The 25,655-nt window shown below is 59.9% G+C and carries 22 protein-coding genes, 4 tRNA genes and 1 pseudogene; 10 read left to right on the forward strand and 17 right to left on the reverse strand.

What is annotated here, in order from left to right; all coding sequences use genetic code 11:
- From CAF79_RS18305 to CAF79_RS18330, 6 genes and pseudogenes are all read right to left on the reverse strand, one after another.
- Positions 1-1,268 (reverse strand): annotated as a pseudogene (locus CAF79_RS18305) (type IV secretion protein Rhs); the annotation flags it as partial.
- Between the two features lie 225 nt (positions 1,269-1,493).
- Entirely contained in the window at positions 1,494-1,901 is a 408-nt protein-coding gene (locus tag CAF79_RS18310) for an SEL1-like repeat protein (RefSeq protein WP_085699281.1), read from the reverse strand.
- Positions 1,902-2,273 (reverse strand): hypothetical protein, encoded by a 372-nt coding sequence (locus CAF79_RS18315; RefSeq protein WP_003223109.1) that lies wholly within the window; start codon positions 2,271-2,273, stop codon positions 1,902-1,904.
- Positions 2,270-2,611, reverse strand: coding sequence for a helix-turn-helix transcriptional regulator (locus tag CAF79_RS18320; protein ID WP_007950435.1), 342 nt, complete (start codon positions 2,609-2,611; stop codon positions 2,270-2,272). Before CAF79_RS18320 ends, CAF79_RS18315 begins: the two co-directional genes overlap by 4 nt.
- Before the next feature lie 114 nt (positions 2,612-2,725).
- A complete protein-coding gene (locus tag CAF79_RS18325) occupies positions 2,726-3,181 on the reverse strand; it encodes a YkvA family protein (RefSeq protein WP_085699283.1) in 456 nt (151 codons plus the stop codon).
- A gap of 293 nt (positions 3,182-3,474) precedes the next feature.
- Positions 3,475-4,188, reverse strand: a complete 714-nt coding sequence (locus tag CAF79_RS18330; RefSeq protein ID WP_085699285.1) for an FKBP-type peptidyl-prolyl cis-trans isomerase — start codon at positions 4,186-4,188, stop codon at positions 3,475-3,477.
- 270 nt (positions 4,189-4,458) lie between these two features.
- Here CAF79_RS18330 and CAF79_RS18335 point away from each other — a divergent pair, with 270 nt between their 5' ends.
- Positions 4,459-6,267 carry a di-heme-cytochrome C peroxidase gene (locus CAF79_RS18335; protein WP_085699287.1) on the forward strand — a complete coding sequence of 603 codons (1,809 nt, stop codon included), beginning with the start codon at positions 4,459-4,461 and terminating at the stop codon, positions 6,265-6,267.
- Between the two features lie 26 nt (positions 6,268-6,293).
- On the forward strand, positions 6,294-7,430 hold the full coding sequence (locus tag CAF79_RS18340) for a catalase family protein (protein WP_139832614.1): 1,137 nt from the start codon (positions 6,294-6,296) through the stop codon (positions 7,428-7,430).
- Positions 7,431-7,575: 145 nt separating this feature from the next.
- Here the strand turns inward: CAF79_RS18340 and CAF79_RS18345 are convergent.
- The 4 genes from CAF79_RS18345 to CAF79_RS18360 form a co-directional block, all read right to left on the reverse strand.
- A tRNA-Asp gene (locus CAF79_RS18345) sits at positions 7,576-7,652 on the reverse strand.
- Between the two features lie 19 nt (positions 7,653-7,671).
- Positions 7,672-7,747: transfer RNA gene (locus CAF79_RS18350), tRNA-Val, on the reverse strand.
- A gap of 190 nt (positions 7,748-7,937) precedes the next feature.
- Positions 7,938-8,014: transfer RNA gene (locus CAF79_RS18355), tRNA-Asp, on the reverse strand.
- 19 nt (positions 8,015-8,033) lie between these two features.
- Positions 8,034-8,109: transfer RNA gene (locus CAF79_RS18360), tRNA-Val, on the reverse strand.
- A 158-nt stretch (positions 8,110-8,267) separates the two neighbouring features.
- Here CAF79_RS18360 and rdgC point away from each other — a divergent pair.
- From rdgC to sugE, 3 genes are all read left to right on the forward strand, one after another.
- Positions 8,268-9,188 carry a recombination-associated protein RdgC gene (rdgC, locus tag CAF79_RS18365; protein WP_007950430.1) on the forward strand — a complete coding sequence of 307 codons (921 nt, stop codon included), beginning with the start codon at positions 8,268-8,270 and terminating at the stop codon, positions 9,186-9,188.
- A 74-nt stretch (positions 9,189-9,262) separates the two neighbouring features.
- Positions 9,263-10,228, forward strand: coding sequence for a bile acid:sodium symporter family protein (locus CAF79_RS18370; protein WP_085699291.1), 966 nt, complete (start codon positions 9,263-9,265; stop codon positions 10,226-10,228).
- Positions 10,229-10,346: 118 nt separating this feature from the next.
- Positions 10,347-10,661, forward strand: coding sequence for a quaternary ammonium compound efflux SMR transporter SugE (gene sugE / locus CAF79_RS18375; RefSeq protein WP_011333160.1), 315 nt, complete (start codon positions 10,347-10,349; stop codon positions 10,659-10,661).
- 42 nt (positions 10,662-10,703) lie between these two features.
- Here sugE and CAF79_RS18380 read toward each other — a convergent pair whose 3' ends face one another.
- The 4 genes from CAF79_RS18380 to CAF79_RS18395 form a co-directional block, all read right to left on the reverse strand.
- The gene (locus tag CAF79_RS18380; RefSeq protein WP_085699293.1) at positions 10,704-12,578 is read right to left on the reverse strand and encodes an MFS transporter; all 1,875 of its coding nucleotides are present in this window, start codon (positions 12,576-12,578) and stop codon (positions 10,704-10,706) included.
- Positions 12,579-12,676: 98 nt separating this feature from the next.
- A complete protein-coding gene (locus CAF79_RS18385) occupies positions 12,677-13,828 on the reverse strand; it encodes a TDT family transporter (RefSeq protein WP_085699295.1) in 1,152 nt (383 codons plus the stop codon).
- Between the two features lie 105 nt (positions 13,829-13,933).
- Positions 13,934-14,245 carry a cupin domain-containing protein gene (locus tag CAF79_RS18390; protein ID WP_085699297.1) on the reverse strand — a complete coding sequence of 104 codons (312 nt, stop codon included), beginning with the start codon at positions 14,243-14,245 and terminating at the stop codon, positions 13,934-13,936.
- A gap of 53 nt (positions 14,246-14,298) precedes the next feature.
- Entirely contained in the window at positions 14,299-15,486 is a 1,188-nt protein-coding gene (locus tag CAF79_RS18395; protein ID WP_085699299.1) for an MFS transporter, read from the reverse strand.
- A gap of 91 nt (positions 15,487-15,577) precedes the next feature.
- On the opposite strand from CAF79_RS18395, the gene CAF79_RS18400 reads away from it, so the two are divergent.
- Together CAF79_RS18400 and CAF79_RS18405 are read left to right on the forward strand one after the other, a co-directional pair.
- The gene (locus CAF79_RS18400) at positions 15,578-16,120 is read left to right on the forward strand and encodes a TetR/AcrR family transcriptional regulator (protein ID WP_085699301.1); all 543 of its coding nucleotides are present in this window, start codon (positions 15,578-15,580) and stop codon (positions 16,118-16,120) included.
- Between the two features lie 134 nt (positions 16,121-16,254).
- Positions 16,255-19,725 (forward strand): hybrid sensor histidine kinase/response regulator, encoded by a 3,471-nt coding sequence (locus CAF79_RS18405; RefSeq protein WP_085699303.1) that lies wholly within the window; start codon positions 16,255-16,257, stop codon positions 19,723-19,725.
- 9 nt (positions 19,726-19,734) lie between these two features.
- Here CAF79_RS18405 and rmuC read toward each other — a convergent pair whose 3' ends face one another.
- Both rmuC and CAF79_RS18415 read right to left on the reverse strand, forming a co-directional pair.
- On the reverse strand, positions 19,735-21,099 hold the full coding sequence (gene rmuC, locus CAF79_RS18410) for a DNA recombination protein RmuC (RefSeq protein ID WP_170929749.1): 1,365 nt from the start codon (positions 21,097-21,099) through the stop codon (positions 19,735-19,737).
- Positions 21,100-21,274: 175 nt separating this feature from the next.
- A complete protein-coding gene (locus tag CAF79_RS18415; RefSeq protein ID WP_085699306.1) occupies positions 21,275-21,598 on the reverse strand; it encodes a hypothetical protein in 324 nt (107 codons plus the stop codon).
- A 953-nt stretch (positions 21,599-22,551) separates the two neighbouring features.
- Here CAF79_RS18415 and CAF79_RS18425 point away from each other — a divergent pair.
- The 3 genes from CAF79_RS18425 (at position 22,552) to CAF79_RS18435 (ending at position 24,953) form a co-directional block, all read left to right on the forward strand.
- Complete coding sequence (locus CAF79_RS18425) at positions 22,552-22,776, forward strand: hypothetical protein (RefSeq protein WP_007950419.1); 225 nt, start codon at positions 22,552-22,554, stop codon at positions 22,774-22,776.
- A 276-nt stretch (positions 22,777-23,052) separates the two neighbouring features.
- The gene (locus CAF79_RS18430) at positions 23,053-23,535 is read left to right on the forward strand and encodes a hypothetical protein (protein WP_085699307.1); all 483 of its coding nucleotides are present in this window, start codon (positions 23,053-23,055) and stop codon (positions 23,533-23,535) included.
- Positions 23,536-23,681: 146 nt separating this feature from the next.
- Positions 23,682-24,953, forward strand: coding sequence for an OmpP1/FadL family transporter (locus CAF79_RS18435; RefSeq protein ID WP_085699308.1), 1,272 nt, complete (start codon positions 23,682-23,684; stop codon positions 24,951-24,953).
- A 97-nt stretch (positions 24,954-25,050) separates the two neighbouring features.
- Here CAF79_RS18435 and CAF79_RS18440 read toward each other — a convergent pair whose 3' ends face one another.
- Positions 25,051-25,611 carry a glutathione peroxidase gene (locus CAF79_RS18440; RefSeq protein ID WP_085699310.1) on the reverse strand — a complete coding sequence of 187 codons (561 nt, stop codon included), beginning with the start codon at positions 25,609-25,611 and terminating at the stop codon, positions 25,051-25,053.
- Between the last annotated feature and the right edge of the window lie 44 nt (positions 25,612-25,655).

The raw sequence follows: 25,655 nt of genomic DNA on the forward strand, positions 1-25,655 counted from the left end.
AACAGCCCATCGAGTACACCGTCAGTCAACGTCAGCAGTTCTTCCCCGGTGACCATCGACACCGGACAGCCGTTGGTGCAGGTCAGCGGCGCACAATCGACGCTGTCGCCGTTGGGATTTTTCGCCTGATCCGGCGTGTCGTCGTGCTGCTCGTCTTTTTTCAGGGAAGCATTACGCCGGGCATCCCAGCGCAATTGCATGCGACCCTTTTTCACCCCGGCGGCGATGCCCCTTGCGGCGACGGACTTGTAGTGGTTCACATAACCGATAAAGGTGCTGACGATGCCGAACATCGCCTTCACCAGTCGCGTCACCGCCGACAACAACTGAGCGCCACGCTCCGCCAGACGCAAGGTCAGATAAGCGATCCCTGCCCCGGCGCCAACGAAAGTCAGCACAACGCCGATCAATACATCGATCAGCAGCTGCACCACCACCATCGAGACTGCCTCGGCGGTTTTCCCGGCAATTTCAGTGCCGGGCAACATTTCCAGCCAGAGGCTCGCAGTACGCAGCAACAAACACAGCGCCGCCTCGTCACTGACCAGTAACTGAAGCTTCTCCATCATTTCAGGCGCTGTTTCTGCCAGCGCAATCAGCTGTGCGGCGCCACTGCCCAACCGCTCGGCAAACTTTCCGGGGTCCTTGAGAATTTCCGACAACAACCCGATGCTGTCCCACACCCCCTCGATCGCCGCCCAGCTCCCGGCGAGCATGCCGTTGCCCGCCGCCGTCACCACCGACTGCGACCACTGCGGCTTGAAGCCTTGCCACTCGCTGCGCAGCCAGCCATCCAGCTGCCGACTCAGGCCATCGTAGGACTCGAAAAGTGCATCAATCTGCTGCTCGCTGGCCTCGCTGTGCACCAACACCCGGTAGAACTTGCCTGCTTCACCGGTAAACACCCCCTTGCCTTGAGCATCGAGGGTGACGGAGTTGACCTCGCCACCGTCCATCGCCACCACATCGACTACGATGCCGCCCAATGGAATGTCGTATACCGACTCGAACTTGCTCTCGATCTCCATCGGCCCGGATTCCGGGCATTGCACGAGCGCAGAAGAGAAACGGTTGTCGTCAATCGCGACCGCCGTGCTGTGCTCGCCGAAACGGATGATCCGCTCCATTCCCATCAGCGACGGCAGATCGGCCGCATGACTGACACCATCTGCCGAGCGACTGAGCCAGTGCTTCAGTTGTTCGCGATAGAGATCGAGGGTGCGGGGAAAGCTGTCGAGTTCTTGCTCGATGCGGGTGACGGCATCCATCAGCGCAATCCCATGCGCATGGCGAAACGTAAAACCGGGTCGAACATATGCGTTCCCTCGCGCAAAAATCAGGCGAGGGACTTTGCGGGGGATCAATCAGAAAAGAAGTCAGGCGAGTAGGCGGAGGATGTAGGAGAAGTCTGTAACTGATTTTTATCGCACGGCAGACGCAAAAACGGGGCGGGAGGTTTACCTCACGCCCCGTTCACGGAACAGATGATTTGCCTATTTAAAAGCGTCTCGGCCGGCCAGCTCTTTCAACTTGAGCTCGGCCAACGGATGCCCGGCCTTCGCGGCCATGGTCCACCAGCGAGCGGCTTCCGAAGGATCTGGCGCTTTGCTCGGCGTACCTGCAAGACTGATGACACCGACTTGATATGCCGCTTTGCCATCCCCGGCCAGCGCCGCCAGTCGCAACAAACGTACACCTTCCTCACGTGCGCCCAGGCCAACCCCGCGAAACGTCAGGATGTGCCCGTAAAAACTTTGCGCGCCGACATCGCCCAGATTGGCCATGCGCGCAAACTGCCCTTCGAGCCAGCGCCAGCCGCGGGGCTGACGGACAAACCACGCCCAGTGAAACAGCCTGCGGGCCAGCCAGTAACTGGCCCGCGCCTTGAGTCGTAAAAACACTCAGGCCTCCGCCGATTCCGGGTACTCGTACTCAAAGACCCGCACCACTTCCGAAGCATGCCAGGAGGCGGCGGCGACACCGTCGGACGGCCCGGAAAAACGCCCCAGGCGCTCGACACATTCAAAGAAACCGGTGCGTGGCAGGCGACTGGCACCCTGGCTGATCACCAGCGAGCTGCGCAACGGCTGTTCGGCTTTCGCGTCCAGTGCCGCGAGATGCTCCAGTGCAGCGGTCAATGTCTGCATGGCCGGCGTGGGCAGTTGCAGGCGTTCGAGCAAGGCTCGATAAGTCAAAAGATGGCGCTGCCTGCGCGCCTGATCCAGTTCCCCCAGCAATCCGTCCCAATGTTGACGACTGATGCGTACGCTCACGATTGTTCCCTCCACCCTGGCACCGTCAACTCCCAGGCCAGGCTGCGGCGAATCGCGGCGTCGGGCAGACGCTCGCCACTTTCAATCATGGCCAGGTAAGACGGGCTGATGCCTACCGTGCGGGCCAGCGCCTCGATGGCGATGCCCTTCCCTTCGCGCAAACTGCGTAACTGATCCAGACCTGGAAGAATCGGGTCCGGGGTTGCCGCAAGCGGCGCTGGAGCCGGTTGCGACGGTGCTTCGTTAATGCCTGCTGCTTTCAGTAGAGCCTGATACTGAGCCCATGGCAGAACCGCATATTCGGGTTCGCCATCGCGTGCAATTATCTGAATATCCATGACTACCCCGTAGGACAACAACACTTAGCGAGTCGGCACTTTTCCCTAGAAGTGTAATCCTAACAGCGGCCAAGGTCGTGGGGGGTATCTATCTGAATAAGAGGCTGTCGCAATTCAGGACTTTTTCGGGCCCTGAAGCTGAAGTTGCTCGGGGGTATCGGGCAGGCGCTCGACCACTCTGAGCTTTTCCGGCGTCTGGCGCTGACGCCACAGGCGGAAAGCATTCAGTTCATCGTCGAGGGTTTTCATCAGCCAGGCGAGGACGGCGATGTCATCAAGCATGCCGAACATGGGAATGAAATCGGGAATTGCATCGACCGGACTGAGGAAATACATCAGACCGGCAACCACCGAAACGATCGCCTTGGCGCTGATTGCGCGGTACTCGCCGCGCCAATAGGCCAGGCACAGTGCCTGCAACAGACGCAAATCGTCCTTCAGCTTGCCGAGGCGATTGCCTTGGGCGGCGCCTTTGCTGGCCACGGCGAACAACAGGGTCGGCAAGCGGCCTCGCGCCAGCAATCGTCCGGCCAGAGGAAGGAATCGGGCGAAATTCCACGGCGCTTTCATTTATTTCTCCCGTTGAAATGTTATCCACACAAATTGTGGATAACCTTGTGAACAGAGCTGCATTTAAGCGCTGAGAGCCCCGTTTCATAAGGGCTGCGCTCAGATCGGGCGTTTTTTACTCACATAAAAAATCCCAATATTTCATTGACTTGGCGGCTCTAGACGTCTAGCGCGGCAACCTTAAAGTCTAGGACTGCCAGGACCGGCATCGGTTCGGTCTGTTTACGCTGACCATCGTCCAGATGCAACAACGCCCCGCATAAGCGAGGCGTTGTTGTTGAAACCGACGCAGATTACTTGGCGGCGTCTTCTTTGGCTGGATCCTTGATACCCAGCAGTTCCAGGTCGAAAACCAGAACCGAGTTGGCCGGGATTGCCGGGCTTGGCGATTGTGCGCCGTAAGCCAGATCGCTAGGGATGTACAGCTTGTACTTCTCGCCAACGTGCATCAGTTGCAGGCCTTCGACCCAACCCGGGATCACACCGCTGACCGGCAGATCGATCGGGCTGCCGCGTTCGACGGAGCTGTCGAAAACGGTGCCGTTGGTCAGCTTGCCGGTGTAGTGAACGGTCACGACATCGGTAGGTTTGGGCTGCGGGCCGTCGGCTTTCTTGACCACTTCGTACTGCAGACCGGAAGCGGTGGTGGTCACGCCGGCTTTCTTGCCGTTTTCTTCGAGGAATTTCTTGCCGGCGGCTGCCGACTCTTCACTCATCTTGGCCATACGCTCTTCGGCACGCTTTTGCAGCGCGGCGAAGGCTTCGACCAGTTCTTCATCTTTCAGCTTCTGTTCTTTCTTGCCGACGGCATCTTCGATGCCCTGGGCTACCGCTTTGGAGTCCAGATCATCCATGCCTTCCTGAGCAAGGCTCTTGCCCATGTTCAGGCCGATACCGTAGGAAGCTTTTTGCGCCGGGGTTTTCAGCTCTACGCTGGTCTGCGAATCACAACCCGCGAGTACCAGGCTAACCAAGGCAACCGCCGCCGCCAACCGATGCTGTTTCATGCTATTTCCTTGTTCATGCGCCGAAAGGGCAATCGAGTAAAGCCGCGAGCTTATCAGGCCGCCACGACCAATGGCTACCGGCATGAGAGCAGGAATCTTCCGATAAGTTCAGGGATTAAAAAGCATTTGGCGAAAGGCACGATGAAGCTTCTGTCATCTTTCGCCGACAGTGATTGATGCCGCTTCCCACAACACTTGGCGTAATGGCCACTTGCCGCACACGGCCTCGCTCAGGCATAACAGCGCAACAACTCGACAAGGACGTTCATCTTGCGCCTCTTATACCGTGTGCTGACGCTGATCGTGGTGCTGCTGGGACTGATCCTGGCGGTAGTTCTTTACTATGTCGCCAATCCGAGATTGCCCTTCCCCGCGCCTGCAAAACAAGTGCATTACCTGAACCAATGGACTGAGCAAGAGCGCCAGACCTACTACTTCACCCCGCAGGGGACGCAGGTCAAAGGCCTTCGTTACGAATGGTTTCAGGCGCTGGAGCTACCATTCTCGCAGCAACGCTTTGCCTCCCCGGAATACCTTGCACGCTTTGGTTTTCTGATCGATCCGCAGCAGAAAGCCACGCCCGAAAACCCGGGCAATCTGCCGGTAGGTTTCGCCCGGCATCAAAATCCCGGCAGCGCCGAGCAATATCTCGACATCACTTGCGCGGCCTGCCACACCGGCGAGCTGCATTTCAATGGCCAGGCGATACGCATCGACGGGGGCACGGCCCAACACGTGTTGCCTTCCAGCGTTCCTACATTGCGCGGCGGCAGTTTCGGACAGGCATTGGTTGCCAGTCTCACCTCGACTTACTACAACCCGTGGAAATTCGAGCGCTTCGCCCGCAATGTGCTGGGCAACGACTACGACGCACGCAATGAACAACTGCGCAAAGACTTCAAAAGCTCACTGAACACCTTCATCAAAGTGGCGTGGAACGACACCCACCGCGGCCTCTACCCCACCGAAGAAGGCCCGGGCCGCACCGATGCCTTCGGCCGTATCGCCAACGCGACCTTTGGCGATGCGATCTCCCCGAGCAATTACCGCGTGGCCAACGCTCCCGTGGATTACCCGCAGCTGTGGGACATGTGGACCTTCGACTGGGTGCAGTGGAACGGTTCGGCGCAGCAGCCGATGGCACGCAATATCGGCGAGGCACTGGGTGTCGGCGCCACTCTGAATTTCTTCGACGCCAACGGCCAACCGCTGCAGGGCGATGAGCGCTATGCCTCCAGCGTACGTGTGCGTGATCTGCACAAAATCGAAGAAACCCTGCAAAAACTGCAACCGCCGGCATGGCCTGAAGAGGTGCTGGGCGTCGTCGACAAACCCTTGGCAGCCAAGGGGCGAACCCTGTTCGCCGAGAATTGCGCCGGATGCCACGTCCCGCGCCAGACCCGGGAAGGCGAGCGCTGGGTACAACACCTGCACATGCTTGCGGTGGATGTCATCGGCACCGACCCGAATGCCGCCAACAACATTGCCAATCACCGCTTCGACCTGACCGCCCTGCAATGGAACCCGGCAGAGCTTGAACAAATGGACGTGAAGTTGCACCCCACCCCCAAGGAACCACTGGACCTCAGCCAGCTATCAGTGGCCAAGGGACTGGCTTATGTGACCGCCTTCGTGGAAAACCGTGCGTACCGTGAAGCGGGCGTTACCGCTGCCGAGAAGCCACAACTCGATGGCTTCGGCCTGCCGATCGGCGTTCGCGAAAAAGTCGCCTACAAGGCGCGTCCGCTCGCCGGGGTATGGGCCACGGCCCCGTTCCTGCACAACGGCTCGGTCCCGAGCCTTTATCAGTTGCTGTCGCCTCAGGACGAGCGCGCCACGACCTTCTATAAAGGCACGCTTGAATACGATCCACGCCATCTTGGGTACCGCACCGAGGCTTTCACCAACGGTTTCCTGTTCGACACCCGCATCACCGGCAACCACAACAGTGGCCATGAATTCCGCGCCGGCGAACGCGGCAACGGGGTGATCGGCCGACTGTTGCAGCCAGAAGAACGTTGGGCGCTGCTCGAATACCTGAAAGTGCTGGGCGGCCCGCTGGAGGCACAACTGCCATGATCTTCAATTCCTTCAAAAGACCTTCGATGCTGGCGCGTTTCTGGCTCTGGCTGGGACGGTTACTGGGCAAAACCCTGTTGTTCCTGCTGGTGATCGGCCTGATCGGCTGGGCCCTGACCACCGCGTGGTTTGCCTGGCAGCACCGGGGTCCGGTATCGGCGCTGGAGCAGATTCCGGACGGCGAAGCCGCCATGACCCAGGACGTGATCCAGACCGCCGTGCGCATCGTCGATCAGCACCGCGAAAGCACCCGCTACCTGCGCGATGCCCATGCCAAGGCCCATGGCTGCGTGAAAGCCGATGTACAAGTGTTGCCGGATCTGGCTCAGGAATTGCGCCAGGGCGTATTCAGCGAACCGGGCAAGCTGTGGAAAGCAACGATGCGGCTGTCCAACGGCAACGCCTATCCGCAATTCGACAGCATCCGCGATGCCCGGGGCATGGCGATCAAATTGCTCGATGTGCCGGGCAAATCCTTGCTGGCCGATCGTCAGGAGCTGCGCGAACAGGATTTCGTGATGTTCAGTCACCCGAACTTCTTTGTCAGCAATGTCGCCGAGTATCGTCAGAATGTGGCGGCGCAGGCTGACGGCAAGAGGGTCATGGCGTTTTTTCCGGGGTGGGATCCGCGTAGTTGGCAAATCCGGCATCTGTTCATTGCACTGGCAACCTTATCGCCACCGCCGGAAAGCCCGACCCGCACGACATATTTCTCGGTATCGCCCTACAAGTTCGGCGAGGCCAATGCCAAGTTCCGGGTGATGCCGGATCCGGAGCGCTGCCCCGCTTATACCTTGCCGAAACAGAACCAGGATCTGCCGAACTTCCTGCGCAGCGCATTGAACCAGCAACTGTCCACCGACCGGATGCCGGCGTGCTTTGTGTTGCAGATCCAGAGGCAGGACGCGAACAAGTTCATGCCGATCGAAGACACCAGCATCGAATGGCGCGAGCAGGACAGTCCATTTCAGACTGTGGCCAGGATCACTCTGCCCCCGCAGGACTTCGACACCCCGGCGCTGAACCTGCAATGCGACAACCTGTCGTTCAATCCCTGGTTCGGCATCGAAGCCCATCGCCCGATTGGCGGAATCAACCGGCTGCGCAAAGCGGTATATGAAGCGGTCAGCGATTACCGCCACAGCCGCAACTCGGCGCAATAGCAGCGCCAGAAACGAAAAAAGCGACCGTCAACGGTCGCTTTCTCATGGCCAGACTCAGCGAAAGCCAAATCCCAGGCAGCAAAAAGCCCGCACAAGGCGGGCTTTCTGAGGTGATCTGGCGTTCAGTGTTCCAGATTACCGAATATGGCGCAGCGGACGGGACTCGAACCCGCGACCCCCGGCGTGACAGGCCGGTATTCTAACCGACTGAACTACCGCTGCGCGAAACGCTTGAAACGAATGGTGGGTGATGACGGGATCGAACCGCCGACATTCTGCTTGTAAGGCAGACGCTCTCCCAGCTGAGCTAATCACCCTTCGCTTCGTTACGGGGCGCATTATGCCACAGATTTTCGTAACATGTTGATTTAATTGAAGTTTTTTTCAAATAAATCCGAAAACCGGTGAAACGATACATCCCGCAGGTACAACTCGAGGCAGAAAAAAACCCGCCTCGGCGGGTTTTTCCGTGGCGACCTGGCGTTCAGTGTTCCAGGTTACCGAATATGGCGCAGCGGACGGGACTCGAACCCGCGACCCCCGGCGTGACAGGCCGGTATTCTAACCGACTGAACTACCGCTGCGCTAAACACTTGAAACGAATGGTGGGTGATGACGGGATCGAACCGCCGACATTCTGCTTGTAAGGCAGACGCTCTCCCAGCTGAGCTAATCACCCTTCGCTTCGGTGTGGCGCGCATTCTACGGAGCGTCCCAACCTCTGGCAAGCACTTTTTTAATTAATTTTCTTAGCCCTTCCAAAGGCTTAGAGAAGGGTTGGCCTATGACCCGGCGAAGACAATAATGCCCCCTTTGTATAAAGGAGAGACTCACCCCATGTGGTTCAAGAACCTGCTTATCTATCGCCTGACCCAAGACCTGCCTGTCGATGCCGAGGCGCTGGAAACTGCACTGGCCACCAAACTGGCGCGTCCATGTGCAAGCCAGGAGTTGACCACCTACGGTTTCGTGGCGCCGTTCGGCAAGGGCGAAGATGCGCCACTGGTGCACGTCAGCGGTGACTTCCTGCTGATCTCCGCTCGTAAAGAAGAACGCATCCTGCCGGGCAGCGTCGTGCGCGATGCGGTCAAGGAAAAGGTCGAAGAGATCGAAGCCGAGCAGATGCGCAAGGTCTATAAGAAGGAACGCGATCAAATCAAGGATGAAATCATCCAGGCCTTCCTGCCGCGCGCCTTTATCCGCCGCTCGTCGACTTTCGCCGCCATCGCGCCGAAACAGGGTCTGATCCTGGTCAACTCGGCCAGCCCGAAACGCGCCGAAGACCTGCTCTCCACGCTGCGTGAAGTGATCGGCACCCTGCCGGTTCGCCCACTGACCGTGAAAACCGCGCCGACCGCCGTGATGACTGAATGGGTCACCACCCAGCAAGCCGCTCCGGACTTCTTCGTACTGGACGAGTGCGAACTGCGCGACACCCACGAAGACGGCGGCATCGTGCGTTGCAAGCGTCAGGATCTGACCAGCGAAGAAATCCAGCTGCACCTGAGCACCGGCAAGGTTGTGACTCAACTGTCGCTGGCCTGGCAGGACAAACTGTCGTTCATGCTCGACGACAAGATGACCGTCAAGCGCCTGAAATTCGAAGATCTGTTGCAGGATCAGGCAGAACAGGACGGCGGCGACGAAGCCCTCGGCCAACTGGACGCCAGCTTCACCCTGATGATGCTGACGTTCGGCGACTTCCTGCCGGCGCTGGTTGAAGCACTGGGCGGTGAAGAGACTCCGCAGGGGATCTGAGTCTCTGCGCAGTCTTTGGGTTATCTTCAAACGCCACCGCTTCGGTGGCGTTTTCACATAATAAGGAACAGACCATGCGCGCACTGGCTGCACTGAGTCGTTTTGTCGGCAACACCTTCGCTTACTGGGTTCTGATTTTCGCGGTGCTCGCGTTCCTGCAACCGGCCTGGTTCCTCGGTCTGAAAAGCGCGATCGTACCGCTGCTCGGGCTGGTGATGTTCGGCATGGGCCTGACCCTCAAACTCGACGACTTCGCCGCTGTCGCCCGCCATCCGTGGCGTGTGGCCCTGGGCGTGGTCGCGCATTTCGTGATCATGCCGGGGATGGCGTGGTTGCTGTGCCAGATCTTTCATCTGCCGCCGGAAATCGCCGTCGGCGTGATTCTGGTCGGTTGCTGCCCGAGCGGCACCTCATCGAACGTCATGACCTGGCTGGCCCGTGGCGACCTGGCACTGTCGGTGGCCATCGCCGCCGTCACCACCCTCCTCGCCCCGCTGCTGACACCGGCGCTGATCTGGCTGCTGGCCTCGGCCTGGTTGCCGGTTTCGTTCATGGAATTGTTCTGGTCGATCCTGCAAGTGGTGCTGCTGCCAATCGTCCTCGGTGTGGTCGCGCAACGTGTGCTCGGTGACAAGGTGCGCCACGCGGTGGAAGTATTGCCGCTGGTGTCGGTGGTCAGCATCGTGATCATCGTTGCCGCCGTGGTTGCCGCAAGCCAGGCGAAGATCGCCGAATCCGGCCTGCTGATCATGGCCGTGGTGATGTTGCACAACAGCTTCGGTTATCTGCTGGGTTATTTCACCGGGCGCCTGTTCGGCCTGCCGCTGCCTCAGCGCAAGTCTTTGGCGCTGGAAGTCGGCATGCAGAACTCGGGGTTGGGTGCCGCGCTGGCCAGTGCGCATTTCTCGCCGCTGGCGGCGGTACCGAGCGCATTGTTCAGTGTGTGGCACAACATTTCCGGGGCGCTGCTGTCGACGTACTTCCGGCGGATGAGCGAAAAACAAGACCGTGAGACGTTGGCGCAACAGGCGGCCGACTGATCCCGTATCAAGGCGCGGCGCACAATTTTCGGTAGTATGTGCGCCACGCGGGGACGACCCTGCGGCTCAATCGAGTTTTCAATCTGGGGACGGCCCCGTCAATCGATGGAGGTCTTTCATGTCCTGGATCATTCTGTTTTTCGCCGGCCTGTTCGAAGTCGGCTGGGCCGTCGGCCTGAAATACACCGATGGGTTCACCCGTCCGCTTCCCACCGTTCTCACCGTTGCCGCCATGGCAGTCAGTTTGGGCTTGCTGGGGCTGGCGATGAAGGAACTACCGCTGGGCACGGCTTATGCGATCTGGACCGGGGTCGGTGCCGTGGGCACGGTGATTGCCGGGATCATTTTGTTTGGCGAATCGATGGCGCTGATCCGCCTGGCCAGTGTGGCGTTGATCGTCGCAGGGCTGATCGGGCTCAAGGTCAGCGCCTGAGCCGTTGCCGCCATCCGTCAGGGATGGCGGCTTTCTTGATAACTACCTGACAGTCCCGCGCAATTCCCCGACCATCGCCTGAAGCTCCGCTGGTTGCGCCGCGTCAACGGCGACCGGCTTACCCGCCACCAGCGTCACCCGCGACCACAAGCGCCGGAACACCCCTTTGTTCGGATCGCGACTGAAAAAACTCCCCCATAACCCCTGCAACGCCAGCGGAATCACCGGCACCGGTGTCTCTTCGAGAATCCGCGTCAGCCCGCCCTTGAACTCGTTGATCTCACCATCGGCGGTCAACTTGCCCTCCGGGAAGATGCAAACCAGCTCACCTTCCTTCAGATACCGGGCAATCCGGGTGAAGGCCTTTTCGTAGATCTGGATGTCTTCCTGGCGTCCGGCGATGGGAATCGTCCCCGCTGTGCGAAAGATAAAGTTCAGCACCGGCAGGTTGTAGATCTTGTAGTACATGACAAAGCGAATCGGCCGACGTACCGCACCACCAATCAGCAAGGCATCGACGAACGAAACGTGGTTGCACACCAGCAACGCCGCGCCCTCATCGGGAATCGCCTCAAGGTTGCGATGCTCGACGCGGTACATGGAATGGCTGAGCAGCCAGATCATGAAACGCATGCTGAACTCGGGAACGATCTTGAAGATGTAGGCGTTGACGCCGATGTTCAGGAGCGACACCACCAGGAACAGCTGCGGGATCGATAGCTTGACCACGCTCAACAACACGATGGTGACAATCGCCGAAATCACCATGAACAGCGCGTTGAGAATGTTGTTGGCGGCAATCACCCGCGCCCGCTCGTTCTCGGCGGTGCGCGACTGGATCAGCGCGTACAGCGGCACGATGTAGAACCCACCGAAGATCCCGAGGCCCAGCACATCGAGCAACACCGCCCAGGCATGGCCGAAACTCAGCACTTCGATCCAGCTATGGCCGACGGCGCTTTCCGGAATTCCACCGGAATGCCACCACAGCAACAGACCGAAAACAGTCAGGCCGAACGAGCCAAAAGGCACCAGGCCGATCTCGACCTTGCGCCCTGAAAGCTTCTCGCACAGCATCGAACCCAGTGCGATGCCGACCGAGAAGACAGTCAGAATCAGGGTGACTACGGTTTCGTCGCCGTGCATCCATTCCTTGGCGTAAGCCGGAATCTGCGTCAGATAAATCGCCCCGACAAACCAGAACCACGAGTTGCCGACAATCGAGCGCGAAACTGCTGGTGTCTGCCCCAGCCCCAGTTTCAAGGTTGCCCATGATTGACTGAAGATGTTCCAGTTCAGGCGCATCTGCGGCGAGGCCGCCGCAGCGCGGGGAATGCTGCGACTGGCCAGGTAACCCAACACGGCGATGCCGACAATCGCGGCGGACACCACTGGCGCGTAATTGGCCGATGACATCATCACCCCGGCGCCGATGGTCCCGGCCAGGATCGCCAGGAATGTACCCATCTCCACCAGCCCGTTGCCACCGACCAGTTCGTCCTCGCGCAACGCCTGCGGCAGGATCGAATATTTCACCGGCCCGAACAGTGCCGAGTGCGTGCCCATGGCAAACAGCGCCACGAGCATCAATGACAGGTGATCGAACAGGAAGCCGACAGATCCCACGGCCATGATGACGATTTCAGCCAGTTTGATCAGACGGATCAACGCGTCCTTGGCGAATTTTTCCCCGAACTGCCCGGCCAGCGCCGAAAACAGGAAGAACGGCAGAATAAACAGCAGTGCACACAGGTTGACCCAGATCGAGCGGTCACCTTCGATGGTCAGCCGATAGAGAATGGCGAGGATCAACGACTGCTTGAACACGTTGTCGTTGAACGCGCCCAGCGACTGGGTGATGAAGAACGGCAGGAAGCGCCGGGTACGCAGCAGGTTGAACTGTGAGGGGTGACTCATCTTCCGTGTGTCCCTGATGTTGGGTAACGAGTGGCCTGGATACGCTTATTGGAATGTCGGTCCGCGATCCAGGCCACACCTTACCTAAACTTTTCAGGTTATTTCTTCAAACCTGCAATGCACGGAGAAACAAACAGCTCGCCGCGCCATGCGCCTTGCAGCGTGCGTTTACCTACAATCAGCCACATCGCCGCCAGCAACGTCACCAGTACACAACCGGCCACGCTGAAGAACGTCAGGTGCAAGGTGCTGCCCAGCTTCAGAGTCGCCAGCGAATACACGCCCAACGGGAAGGTAAAGCCCCACCAGCCGAGATTGAACGGGATGCCATCACGCAGGTAACGCACGGTGATCAGCAGCGCCATCAACATCCACCAGAGACCAAACCCCCAGAGCGTGATCCCTGCTATCAGGCCCAGGCCCGAGGCGATTTCGCCGATGCCTGACAGACCGTTGGCCGCGAAGATCGCTGGCGCATCGCCGCCCAGCAGCAACATGCCCAGCGCCCCGGTGCCGATCGGCCCCAGCGCCAGCCAGCTCGAAGCCGCCATGTTTTCGTGGGGCAATTTGTGCAAGGCCATACGCAGCAACAGGATGGTCAGGATGCTGAACGCCACCGGCAGGGAAAACGCCCAAAGCACATAGCTAGTCACCAGCATCACCAGTTGCGAGTGCGCATCGGCCAGATGCGGCGCGAGAAGTCCGCCGCTGGCCGCCGCCACTTCCGCCGCCACCACCGGCAGCAGCCAGACGGCAGTCATCTGATCGATGCTGTGCGCCTGACGGGTGAACATCATGTAAGGGATCAGCACGCCGCAGGCCAGCGACATCGCCACGTCCAGCCACCACAACACTTCGGCCAGTTGAATGACTCCTTCACCCCAGCGTGGCAGACCGAACAGCAGAAAGCCGTTGATGATCGTCGCCAGGCCCATGGGAATGGTGCCGAAGAACATCGAAACCGTGGAGTGGCCGAAGATCCGCCGCGCTTCGTCAAAGAACAGAATCCAGCGGGCGGCGTAGGCAGCAGTAAACAGCACGAACAACAGAATGTTGAACAGCCACAGCCCTTCGGCCACGGCGTGCAATCCGGGAACGGACACCGGCAATTGCGCCAGCGCCAACGCCAGCACGCCGGTGCCCATGGTGGCGGCGAACCAGTTCGGGGTGAATTGGCGGATCACTTCGCGCGGGTGCTGAAGCTGGCTGAATGGCTTGATGCCGGGTTTGGCGCTGTTGGGGCAAATCATCATGAACTCCTGTCCTCAGGTGAGGTTGAGCTCATGGTAGAACCGAATCGAATATCTATATAACGGGTAATATCTCTAACTGTTATCTATTTAGTAGATATGCAGTCAGACACTGCCTTCGGTTTCAATGACAAGAATTCGCGCCGCGCCCTGAGGATGAGCGACATGTTCAGTGCCGATGGACGCATAGAAGATGTCGCCAACCTCCAGCAATGCCTGCTTCTCCTCGCCTTCTTCGCGATAGTGCATGAGCACCTGACCGTCGAGCACCACGAACACTTCTTCGCCGTCATTGACGTGCCATTTGTAGGGCTGATCGGTCCAGTGCAGACGCGTGGTGATGCCGTTCATGTTGGCGATGTCGAGCGCGCCCCAGGCGCGCTCGGCGGTGAAGGTCTTGCTGCGAATAATCTTCATGCGTCGATCCGTGAAAAAGTTGTGGCTGGCCAAGGCTAACCGAATCCGCAGGCTTATGGCGCGCTGCAGGTCTTCGCCGCTTGCGCCCGAAAACTCATCAGCAGCGCTCCGACCGCCAGCACGATCAATACCGCGCCATACACATCGGTGGTGGCCAGCAGGCCCACGCTATGGGTGAAGTGCCCGGCCAGCAGAGCCGGCAGGCAGAACGCCAGGTAACTCAGCACATAGAATGCCGACATCAACCCGGCGCGCTCATGCGGCAATGCCAGCGGCACCAGACTGCGCACCGCTCCCAGAAAACCGGAGCCAAACCCACAACCGGCCACCAGCGTACCGAAGAAGAACAGCGACAGACTGGCGCTGTGCACGCCCAGCAGAACCAACACGAGCCCGGCTGGCAGCAGGCTCGCGCCGAGTTGCAGTGCCCGGGAAGCAGGACGATTGCGCAACGTGAAGATCATCAACGCACCGGTGACGGTCAGTGCCGCCACAGTCGCGCCGCCGATCAGGTTGGAGGTGGAGCCAGTGGCCGTGCGCACCAGCGATGGGGCCAGCGAGGCATAGAAACCACCGAGCGCCCAAGTCGCGGTGTTCAGCGGCAAGACCCGCCACAGCGTCGAACGCGCCTGAACCGGCACATGCAGGGTTGGCCGCAAAGAGGCCCATGCCCCGGCTTGCGGCGAGACGCTTTCCGGCAAGCGCCACACATAAATCCCCTGCAACACAAACAGCGCGAGCAGCAACCAATAGGTCAACTGCAACGGCGCCGGAGCGAACTCGGCCAACAAGCCGCAGCCCATGCCGCCCAACGCCATGCCCAGCAACGGAGCGACACTGTTAATCAGCGGGCCCTGCTGACGGTCGGTGTCCAGCAGCGTCGCGCTCAACACCGCGGTGGCCATGCCGGTGGCGAAGCCTTGCAGCACTCGCGCGCCGATCAGCCAACCCACGCTGTCGGCGTAGATAAACAGCAGCATCGCCAGCGAATTGAGCGTCACGGCGGTGAAGATCACCGGTTTGCGTCCCAGGTGATCCGACAGCGACCCGACTGTCAGCAACGCGGCCAGCAGACTCAGCGCGTAGACGCCGAAAATCAGGGTCAGCACCGCTGCCGAAAAATGCAGCTGATCCTGATACAGGTGATACAACGGCGTCGGCGCAGTGGAAGCGGCGAGAAAACTCAGTAAGGTGATCGCCAGAAACCACAGGCTGGATCGGTTGGAAGCAAGGCTGGTCATGGGCACACTCCGCAAAAGCTAATTTTTTGCTTTTGCGGAGTGTGCTCTCGGCTTGCGCTTAAAGCAAATTCTTTGTGTTAAGGTCTGGCGCATGGCTATTAAAGAAGGTTTACGCCCCGGCGGTCGCAGTGCCCGGGTGCAAGAGTCGATTCACTCGGCAGTCCGCGCGCTTCTGCAAGAACAGGAGCGCTCAACGGTGACCGTCCCGCAAATCGCGGCGCGTGCAGGCGTGACGCCGTCGACGATTTATCGACGCTGGGGAGATCTGGCGGCCTTGCTCGCGGACGTCGCCCTCGCCCGCATGCGCCCCGACAGCGAGCCGGCAGAAACCGGCAGCCTGCGCAGCGATATCCGCGCATGGGCCGAACAATATCTCGACGAAATGAGTTCTGAACCCGGGCGCAACATGATGCGCGATGTGCAGGCAAGCGCGACGCCGGGGTATTGCGTGACGATCATCGGTGCGCAATTGCAGACCATCATCGAGCGCCACCCAGAGGAAACGGCGCCGAGCGTGGATCGGCTGATCAATCTGGTGGTGTCCCCGGTGGTGTTCCGCATTCTGTTTTCGGCGGCGCCGCTGGAAGTCGATGAACTGCACCGTTTGATCGACCTCGCGCTCAAACCGGATTGACCACAGAACCGCCCGGTTCCGTGACTGCGACACCCCGCCGCGCCACGACCTTGGTCGACACTGACTAACTGTCGCGCCCGTGCGAGACTGTCTGACCGGGCGCAAGTCCGGTCGTTTTCTGTCGGGAGTGTTCCATGTCGTTGTCCACCGGGCTGATCGCCGCCGTCGCCCTGGCCTATATGGCCATCATGTTCGCCATCGCCTTCTACGGCGACCGTCGCAGCACACCGCTGCCGCCACGGGTGCGTGCCTGGGTGTACAGCCTGTCGCTGGCCGTCTACTGCACCAGCTGGACGTTTTTCGGCGCGGTCGGTCAGGCCGCCGAACAACTGTGGTCGTTCCTGCCGATCTACCTCGGGCCGATCCTGCTATTGCTGGGCGCGCCGTGGGTGCTGCAGAAAATGGTGATGATCAGCAAACAGGAGAACATTACCTCCATCGCCGACTTCATCGCCGCCCGCTACGGTAAATCCCAATCGCTGGCGGTGGTGGTCGCGTTGATCTGTCTGGTCGGCGTTCTGCCCTATATCGCCTTGCAACTCAAAGGCATCGTCCTCGGCGTGAACCTGCTGATCGGTGCCGGTGCCGACGCCATGGGCACCCGCGCCCAGGACACGGCCCTGATCGTGTCGCTGGTGCTGGCCCTGTTCACCATTGTTTTCGGTACGCGCAACCTCGATGCCACCGAGCACCACCGCGGCATGGTGCTGGCGATTGCCTTTGAGTCGCTGGTCAAGCTGTTTGCCTTCCTCGCCGTCGGCGCCTTCGTCACCTATGGGCTGTATGACGGCTTCGACGATTTGTTCAATCAGGCAATGCTCGCACCGCGCCTCGAGGAATACTGGAAGGAAACCATCAACTGGCCATCGATGGTGGTACAGACCGGCGTGGCGATGATGGCAATCATCTGCCTGCCCCGGCAGTTCCACGTGACAGTGGTCGAGAACATCGACCCGCAGGATCTGCGCCTGGCCAAATGGGTGTTCCCGACCTACCTCGCCCTGGCAGCGCTGTTTGTAGTCCCGATCGCCCTGGCCGGTCAGATGATGCTGCCCAGCTCGGTCATCCCCGACTCTTTCGTGATCAGCCTACCGTTGGCCCAGGCCCACCCGGCGCTGGCGATGCTGGCGTTTATCGGCGGTGCATCGGCGGCTACCGGCATGGTGATCGTGGCGAGTGTGGCGCTGTCGACCATGGTCTCCAACGACATGCTGTTGCCGTGGCTGCTGCGCCGCAACAATGCCGAGCGCCCGTTCGAAGTGTTCCGCCAGTGGATGCTCTCGGTGCGCCGGGTCAGCATTGTGGTGATTTTGTTGCTGGCCTACGTCAGCTACCGTTTGCTCGGCTCGACCGCGAGCCTGGCGACCATCGGCCAGATTGCCTTCGCCGCTGTGACCCAACTGGCCCCGGCGATGCTCGGCGCGCTGTACTGGAAACAGGCCAACCGTCGCGGCGTGTTCGCCGGCCTGGCCGCCGGCACGTTCCTGTGGTTCTACACCCTGATCCTGCCGATCGCTGCCCGCAGCCTCGGCTGGTCGCTGGACAGTTTTCCCGGCCTCGCCTGGCTGCACAGCAACCCACTGAACCTGCCGATCACCCCGCTGACCCAAGGCGTGGTGCTGTCGCTGGCGGGCAACTTCACGTTGTTCGCCTGGGTCTCGGTGCTGTCCCGTACACGGGTCTCGGAGCACTGGCAGGCCGGACGTTTTATCGGCCAGGAAATCAGCGCCCGGCCGAGTGCACGCTCGATGCTGGCGGTGCAGATCGACGACTTGCTGCAACTGGCCGCGCGTTTTGTCGGTGAAGAACGCGCGCGGCAGAGTTTCATCCGCTTCGCCTACCGCCAGGGCAAAGGCTTCAACCCGAATCAGAATGCCGACGGCGAATGGATCGCCCACACCGAGCGCTTGCTGGCAGGTGTCCTCGGTGCCTCTTCGACGCGTGCTGTAGTAAAAGCCGCCATCGAAGGTCGGGAAATGCAGCTGGAGGACGTGGTCCGGATCGCCGACGAAGCGTCGGAAGTGCTGCAGTTCAACCGCGCACTGTTGCAAGGCGCCATCGAGAACATTACCCAGGGCATCAGCGTGGTCGACCAGTCGCTGAAACTGGTGGCCTGGAACCGTCGCTATCTGGAGCTGTTCAACTATCCGGACGGCTTGATCAGCGTTGGCCGCCCGATTGCCGACATCATTCGCCACAACGCCGAACGCGGTTTGTGCGGCCCCGGTGAAGCGGAAGTTCACGTTGCCCGGCGCCTGCACTGGATGCGTCAGGGCCGTGCCCACACCTCCGAGCGACTGTTCCCCAACGGCCGGGTGATCGAGCTGATCGGCAACCCGATGCCCGGCGGCGGTTTCGTCATGAGCTTCACCGACATCACCGCGTTCCGCGAAGCCGAGCAGGCGCTGACCGAGGCCAACGAAGGCCTGGAGCAACGGGTCAGCGAACGGACGCAAGAACTGTCGCAACTCAACGTCGCGCTGACGGAGGCCAAAGGCAATGCCGAGGCGGCCAACCAGTCCAAGACCCGCTTCCTCGCCGCCGTCAGTCACGACCTGATGCAGCCGTTGAACGCCGCGCGGCTGTTCTCCGCCGCCCTCTCCCATCAGAACGACGGCTTGAGCGGCGAGGCGCAGAAACTGGTGCAGCATCTGGACAGTTCGCTGCGTTCGGCCGAAGACCTGATCAGCGACCTGCTGGACATCTCGCGCCTGGAAAACGGCAAGATCAACCCGGATCGCAAGCCGTTCGCGATCAATGAGCTGTTCGATACCCTCGGCGCGGAGTTCAAGGCACTGGCCCAGGAACAGGGCCTGAGTTTCCGGGTACGAGGCAGTCAGTTGCGCATCGACAGTGACATCAAGTTGCTGCGGCGCATTCTGCAGAACTTCCTCACCAATGCGTTCCGCTACGCAAAAGGCCCGGTGCTGCTGGGCGTGCGTCGGCGACAAGGCGAAATCTGTCTTGAAGTGTGGGATCGCGGGCCGGGGATTCCGGAGGACAAACAGCAAGTGATCTTCGAGGAATTCAAACGCCTCGACAGCCACCAGACCCGCGCCGAAAAAGGTCTGGGTCTGGGCCTGGCGATCGCCGACGGCCTGTGCCGAGTGCTCGGTCATACATTGCGCGTACGTTCATGGCCGGGGCGTGGCAGCGTGTTCAGTGTCCGCGTGCCGTTGACCAAAGCGCAGACCGTGCAGCCGCCAGCGGCGGTGGAAATCAATGGCAAACTGCACAGCGGCGCGCAGGTGCTGTGCATCGACAACGAAGACAGCATTCTGATCGGCATGAACAGCCTGCTCACACGCTGGGGCTGTCAGGTCTGGACCGCGCGCAACCGCGAAGAATGCGCGGCGCTGCTGGACGACGGCGTGCGGCCACAATTGGCGCTGGTGGACTATCACCTGGATCACGGCGAAACCGGCACTGATCTGATGGCCTGGTTGCGCACAAGACTGGGCGAGCCGGTGCCGGGAGTGGTGATCAGCGCCGACGGGCATCCGGAAACCGTGGCGCAGGTTCATGCAGCGGGGCTGGATTATCTGGCCAAACCGGTGAAACCGGCGGCGTTGCGGGCATTGTTGAGTCGCTATTTGCCGCTCTAGAAGAGCAACTTATTCAGGCAGTTCGACCAACCCGTCGGCATCGGTCATTGCGCGTTCCAGCAGATCGGCCGGCAGGCTCTTGCTGGCCCGCGCACCGAGCAACTTGAGCTGTTCGCTGCGGCTGACCAGGTTGCCCCGTCCTTCCGTCAGCTTGTTGCGCGCCGCGCTGTAGGCTTTGTCCAGTTGCTGCAAGCGATTGCCGACTTCGTCCAGATCCTGAATGAACAACACGAACTTGTCATACAGCCAACCGGCGCGCTCGGCGATTTCCCGGGCGTTCTGGCTCTGGCGCTCTTGCTTCCACAGACTGTCGATGACCCGCAGCGTCGCCAGCAATGTGGTCGGGCTGACAATCACGATGTTGCGATCGAAAGCTTCCTGGAACAGCGCCGGTTCGGCTTGCAATGCTGCGGAAAACGCCGCTTCTATGGGCACGAACAGCAAGACGAAATCGAGGCTGTGCAAGCCTTCCAGACGCTTGTAATCCTTGCCGGCCAGGCCTTTGACGTGGCTGCGCAAGGACAGCACATGCTGCTTCATGGCGATCTGGCCAATGGCGTCGTCGTCCGCCGCCACGTACTGCTGATACGCGGTGAGGCTGACCTTTGAGTCGACCACCACCTGCTTGTCGCCCGGCAGGTAAATGATCACGTCCGGCTGGAAACGCTCGCCGTCCGGCCCCTTGAGATTGACCTGAGTCTGGTACTCGCGCCCCTTCTCCAGCCCGGCATGCTCAAGCACGCGCTCAAGAATCAGCTCGCCCCAGTTGCCCTGGGTCTTCTGGCCCTTCAGGGCGCGGGTCAGGTTGGTCGCTTCATCGCTCAGGCGCAGGTTCAGTTGTTGCAAGCGTTCCAGTTCCTTGGCCAGCGAAAAACGCTCGCGGGCTTCGGCCTGGTAGCTTTCCTCGACACGTTTTTCGAACGACTGGATGCGCTCCTTCAACGGGTCGAGCAATTGGCCGAGGCGTTGCTGGCTGGTTTCGGCGAAGCGTTGTTCGCGCTCATCGAAGATCTTGCCGGCCAGTTCGGCGAACTGAGCGCGCAGCTCGTCGCGGGAACCTTGCAGGTCATCCAGGCGTTGTTGATGGCTTTCCTGTTGCTCGCGCAATTCGGCATTCAGCGAAGCCGCCTGGGCGTCCAGGCGCCGCAATTCGGCTTCCTTGTTGGCGCGCTCAATGTTCCAGGCATGGGCGGCGTCACGGGCGTCATCGCGCTCGATCTGCAACAGCTCGACTTCCCGGCGCACGGCCGCGAGATCCGCTTGTCTGGAGGCGTTGGCCTGGCCGAGGTCGGCGACTTCATCGCGGCAGGCTTCTAATTGTGCAGTGAGACCGTCCTGGGCCATCTGCGCCATGGCCAGCCGCTCCTCAAGCAACGCGACTTCAGACCGGCTCTGACTGGCCCGACGTTGCAGTTGCCACGCCAGTGCCAGCAGCGGCACCGCCGCGCCTGCCAGTCCCAGCAGGATGCCGGTCAAGTCCATCGCCATAGTGATTCTCGCCGATCCGATAAAGCCTGAAGGTTAACCAAGGCGCCAGGTCTTGGACAGCTCAGTCTTCGATCAGGCCGAGTTCCTGTTGCGCACGTCGGTCACCCGCGCGGGCGGCCTGACGCAGCAGGTCCTGGCCGATGCGGCGATCCCGGGCATTGCCGCACTCGCGGCACATCAACTGGCCGAGACGACTTTGCGCCGCGACCACCCCTTCCCGGGCCGGTTGCTTGAGCAGGCGGCCGGCGAGGTGCTTGGCATTCTGGCTCTCGCCCAGACGCGGGCTGTCCAGCAGCCATTCGGCCACGCGCACGGAAAATCGCTTGGGAGCGGTAACACGAGGGGGTTGAGAGGTAACAGATTCTGGAGCTGAACGAAACTTCATAAAGCACTGTGGGACAGATCGGAAGGCGCGCCACTCTACTCTTTTTTTCGCACAGGTAAAGTCGAAAAAAACCCGGCACGCCCGTGCTAGAGCAAGCGCTCGGGACAATCCACAGAAGCTGTGGATAACTCAGTGGACAACCGCCTTCCAGTCGCCGCAAAGCCTTGTGGAACGGGGCTCGCAGTCAAACTGACGATTTTTTCACCAGTTAAAAAAAGCGATGTTTTTCATTGACTTAAACTTTCGATGCAGGCAGCCATCGGGGTCAGGATCGTTATGACAGCGCCGTTACCGTCTGCGCAACTAATGTGCACAAGTACCTGTTACGCGGTTATATCGATGCGCCTTTTCGGGTCGTTTTGGCATTCAGGCTGGGGACAAGCCCCTGCGCCGAGCTTCAGCGCCGGTCACGTCGTGGCGACCGACGGTCATTGTGTGAGCCAGATCGGGGCAGGTTACGGGCCTGGCAATGTCTCCTGATTTATTTTTGATCAGCGGGTTTGCCTTTCGGGGATCGTTCCGTTAGTATCCGCGGCGTTAGTACCAAGCTGAAAGTCAATTCCGGTCGAACACACCCCACGGTCAGCCTTCTTTCACAGAAGCCTCCACCGACAAAAGCGGGATCGACCCCTCGATGGTTTCCAGGTAAATCTTGCGACAACACAGCCTTTGAATCGAATGCAAAGGGTGTTGCGAAGACCCCTTACTCTGACCGAACCAACCTGCAAATTGATCAGGATCTTCACCCCGGGCCCAGAACCTCTGCCCTCGATGTGTTGCCTGTCCTCCTAAGTACCTACCTGCCAGCCCAAGCGCGCCCACTTTTATAGCGCTCGAACTGGCTGCCTTGTTCCAGTCGGGTTCTTCGTTCGACCAATGGTGGTTGACGTTACTGGAACGTTTTAACGTTGCACGGTTCTTATCCGTGTCATTTGTAGGAACACCTAATAACTATGTCGACTCAAATCCAGACTCAGGATGCCATTCGCACCCTAACCAACGCTTTTGCTCCAATGAACTGCCTGATCATGGCCGCTCGCAAAGGCTGCTTCAGCTTCACCGTGGTCAATGAACACGGGATCGCCCGCCACAGCGAGCGTCTGTATCCCGATCAATACTCCAGCGCCGAACCGCTGCAGGCCGTAATTGATCGCACCCGTCAGGCATTGATCGCCTGAGAGGCCGAAATGGCTGCAAAAGCAAAAGCCCCGCTTAAAACGCGGGGCTTTTTATTGCCCGATGTTTCGCTTTTGCGACTTTCCGCTTAAGCACCAACTGATATAACGGTTATAACGCCCCGCCGGAAATATTTTAAAAACAGGCCTTTACGTCGCGAATATGACACTACACTTCAACTCAAGCGGCGTGATCCGCTTCCGGCGGGCCTGATTCGATCCACAGCTGCCAAGCTCCCCTTCAGGTCTCGCCGCCCAATAACAAGATCCGAGGGTTTTATGGGTATCGCTGCCAGCGAACTGTGCCGCCATGTGATCCGTCCCACGCTGATTTATCTGGGACGTCACTGCGCCACCGCCGAATCCCTGTTGCTGGGCATCGCCGCCAGCCAGTCCGCCCTCGGTTCCGCCCTGCACGACCGCCGTGGCCACGGCCTGTACCGGATCGCCGAACACCGTCACCAGGCGCTCTGGGATCATTACCTGGCACTGGATCCCGAACGCGCCAGCCTGGTTCGTGGCCTCGCAAGCCAGCATGCCTTCCTCAGCGGCCCGCACCTCGAACTGACCGTCAACCTGCGTTACGCCACGGCCATTGCCTGGCTGCTGGTCGAAGAACAAAACCCCGTCCTCCCCGAGTCGGATGACCTGCTGGGCATGGCGCGCATCTGGCGTCAGACCTTCCAGCCTCAAGGTCGTCTGCGCGATTTCACCTGCGCCTGGCAAACCTGTGTTTCACCGCTGAATCAGGTCGCTTGCTGATCCGCCGGTTTCGCAACATCGTTCAACGAGTAGCGAATCTGGTCGGATTGTCCTACAAAACCGCTCTAACTCAAGGCATACGGCCTATAGCGCTAGGACGAAAATGTTGGTAATTTTCGCCCCGGTGATCACCAGGAGTTCTAATAATGAAAAAAGTCATGCTCAAAACCACCCTTAGCCTTGCCGTAACCGTGGCATCCACCCAGATCTTCGCAGCTGGCTTTGCCATCAACGAACACAGCATCAGCGGGATGGGGACTGGGTACGCCGGGCGATCTTCTTCTGCCGACGACGCAAGCACTGTTTATGGCAACCCTGCCGGCATGTCGCGCATCACGCGCGAACAAGTCACTGGCGGTGTTGCATTCCTCGACGCAAAAACCGATATCAATGACGCCAGCTCCAGCCCGAACGGCGGCAGCAACAAAGGCGACATGGTGCCCTTCACCTCCGTACCTATGGGCTACTACGTCAAGCCGATCGACGAGCATTGGACATTCGGCCTGGGTGTGTACGTACCCTTCGGCCTGATCACCGACTATGAAAACGGCTTTGCCGGCCGCTACTTCGGCAGCAAGTCCGAAGTCAAGGTCATTACCTTCCAGCCGACTGTCAGCTACAAATTCAACGACGTGGTGTCGATCGGTTTCGGTCCGACCATCAACCGCATCGACGGCTCGCTGGAATCCAACCTGTCGATCACTCAGGCTGCGCCGGACGGCAAGGTCAAGATCAAGGGTGACGACACCGCACTGGGCTACAACATCGGCGTTCTGGTACAGGCTACCGACACCACTCGCCTGGGTCTGACCTACCACTCGAAAGTCGACTACAAGCTCGAAGGCAACACCAAGGTCAACTACGGTGTGCTGGGCGCGGTCGGCCTGGGTGCGAACCAGAAATACGACGCTTCGCTGAAGATCACCACGCCTGAATCCGTGGACTTCTCGGTCACGCAGGCGATCAACGACCGCTGGAACGTCTACGCCGGTACCACCTGGACCCGCTGGAGCCAGCTGGAAAAGATCACCGTCAAGAACTCCGGCGTACAGCCTCTGCTGGCTGGCCAGTTCGGCGAGATCACCGAAGAGCAGAACTGGCATGACACCTGGGCTTACGCCATCGGTACGTCCTACCAGCTGAACAAGGAATGGGTACTGCGTACCGGTCTGACGTTCGACCAGGCGCCGACCAACAACGTCGACCGTTCGCCACGCATCCCGACCGGCGACCGGACCATCTTCAGCATCGGTGCCGGCTGGAGCCCGACCGAAGACCTGACCATCGACGTTGCCTACTCGTACCTGAAGGAAGAGAAGGTCAACATCCGCAACGAAAACGATCGTGGCCAGAGCTACAACTCGCAGTACGAAAACTCGGCAAACGGCTTCGGTGTCGGCGCAACCTACCGCTTCTGATGCTGTACGGCGAAGCTGATCTCTTTAGCGTTTGAGGCCTCGTCCACTAAAAAGCCCCGCTCTCTTCACAGAGGCGGGGCTTTTTAGTGGGCGTAGATCAGGGTTTCAGCGGCTTGGAGGCAATGGCTTTTTCAATGGCTGCCAGAAATTCCGGATCATCCGGCTTGGTCAGGCTGGAGAAGTTGGCAATGACCTTGCCCTGACGGTCGATGACGTATTTGTAGAAATTCCACTTCGGCGCGCTGCTCTGTCTGGCCAGCACCTGGAACAGGTGGGTGGCATCGTCGCCCCGCACCTTCTGTGGCTCGGTCATGGTGAACGTCACGCCGTAGTTGGCGTAACAGACCTTGGCGGTCTCGGCGCTATCCTTGGATTCCTGCTTGAAGTCATTGGAAGGCACGCCGAGCATTTCCAGGCCCTGGGCCTTGTAGCGCTGATTGAGCGCTTCGAGCCCCTCGAACTGCGGCGCGAAACCACAGAAGCTGGCCGTGTTGATTACCACCAGCGGTTTGTCGGCGTAACGCTGACACAGGTCGATGGATTCCTTGGCCCGCAACTTGGGCAACGAACCTTGCAACAGATCCGGACAATCCGCGGCCTGGGCCAGTCCGGTCAACGCCATCAGCAAAGCGGGAACAGCACACCAGCGCTTGAGCATGTCGGGCATCCTTGAGCAATCGTCAGACCTCGACGTTACTCGCC

This window comes from Pseudomonas sp. B26(2017), from assembly GCF_002113045.1.
Classification (GTDB): domain Bacteria; phylum Pseudomonadota; class Gammaproteobacteria; order Pseudomonadales; family Pseudomonadaceae; genus Aquipseudomonas.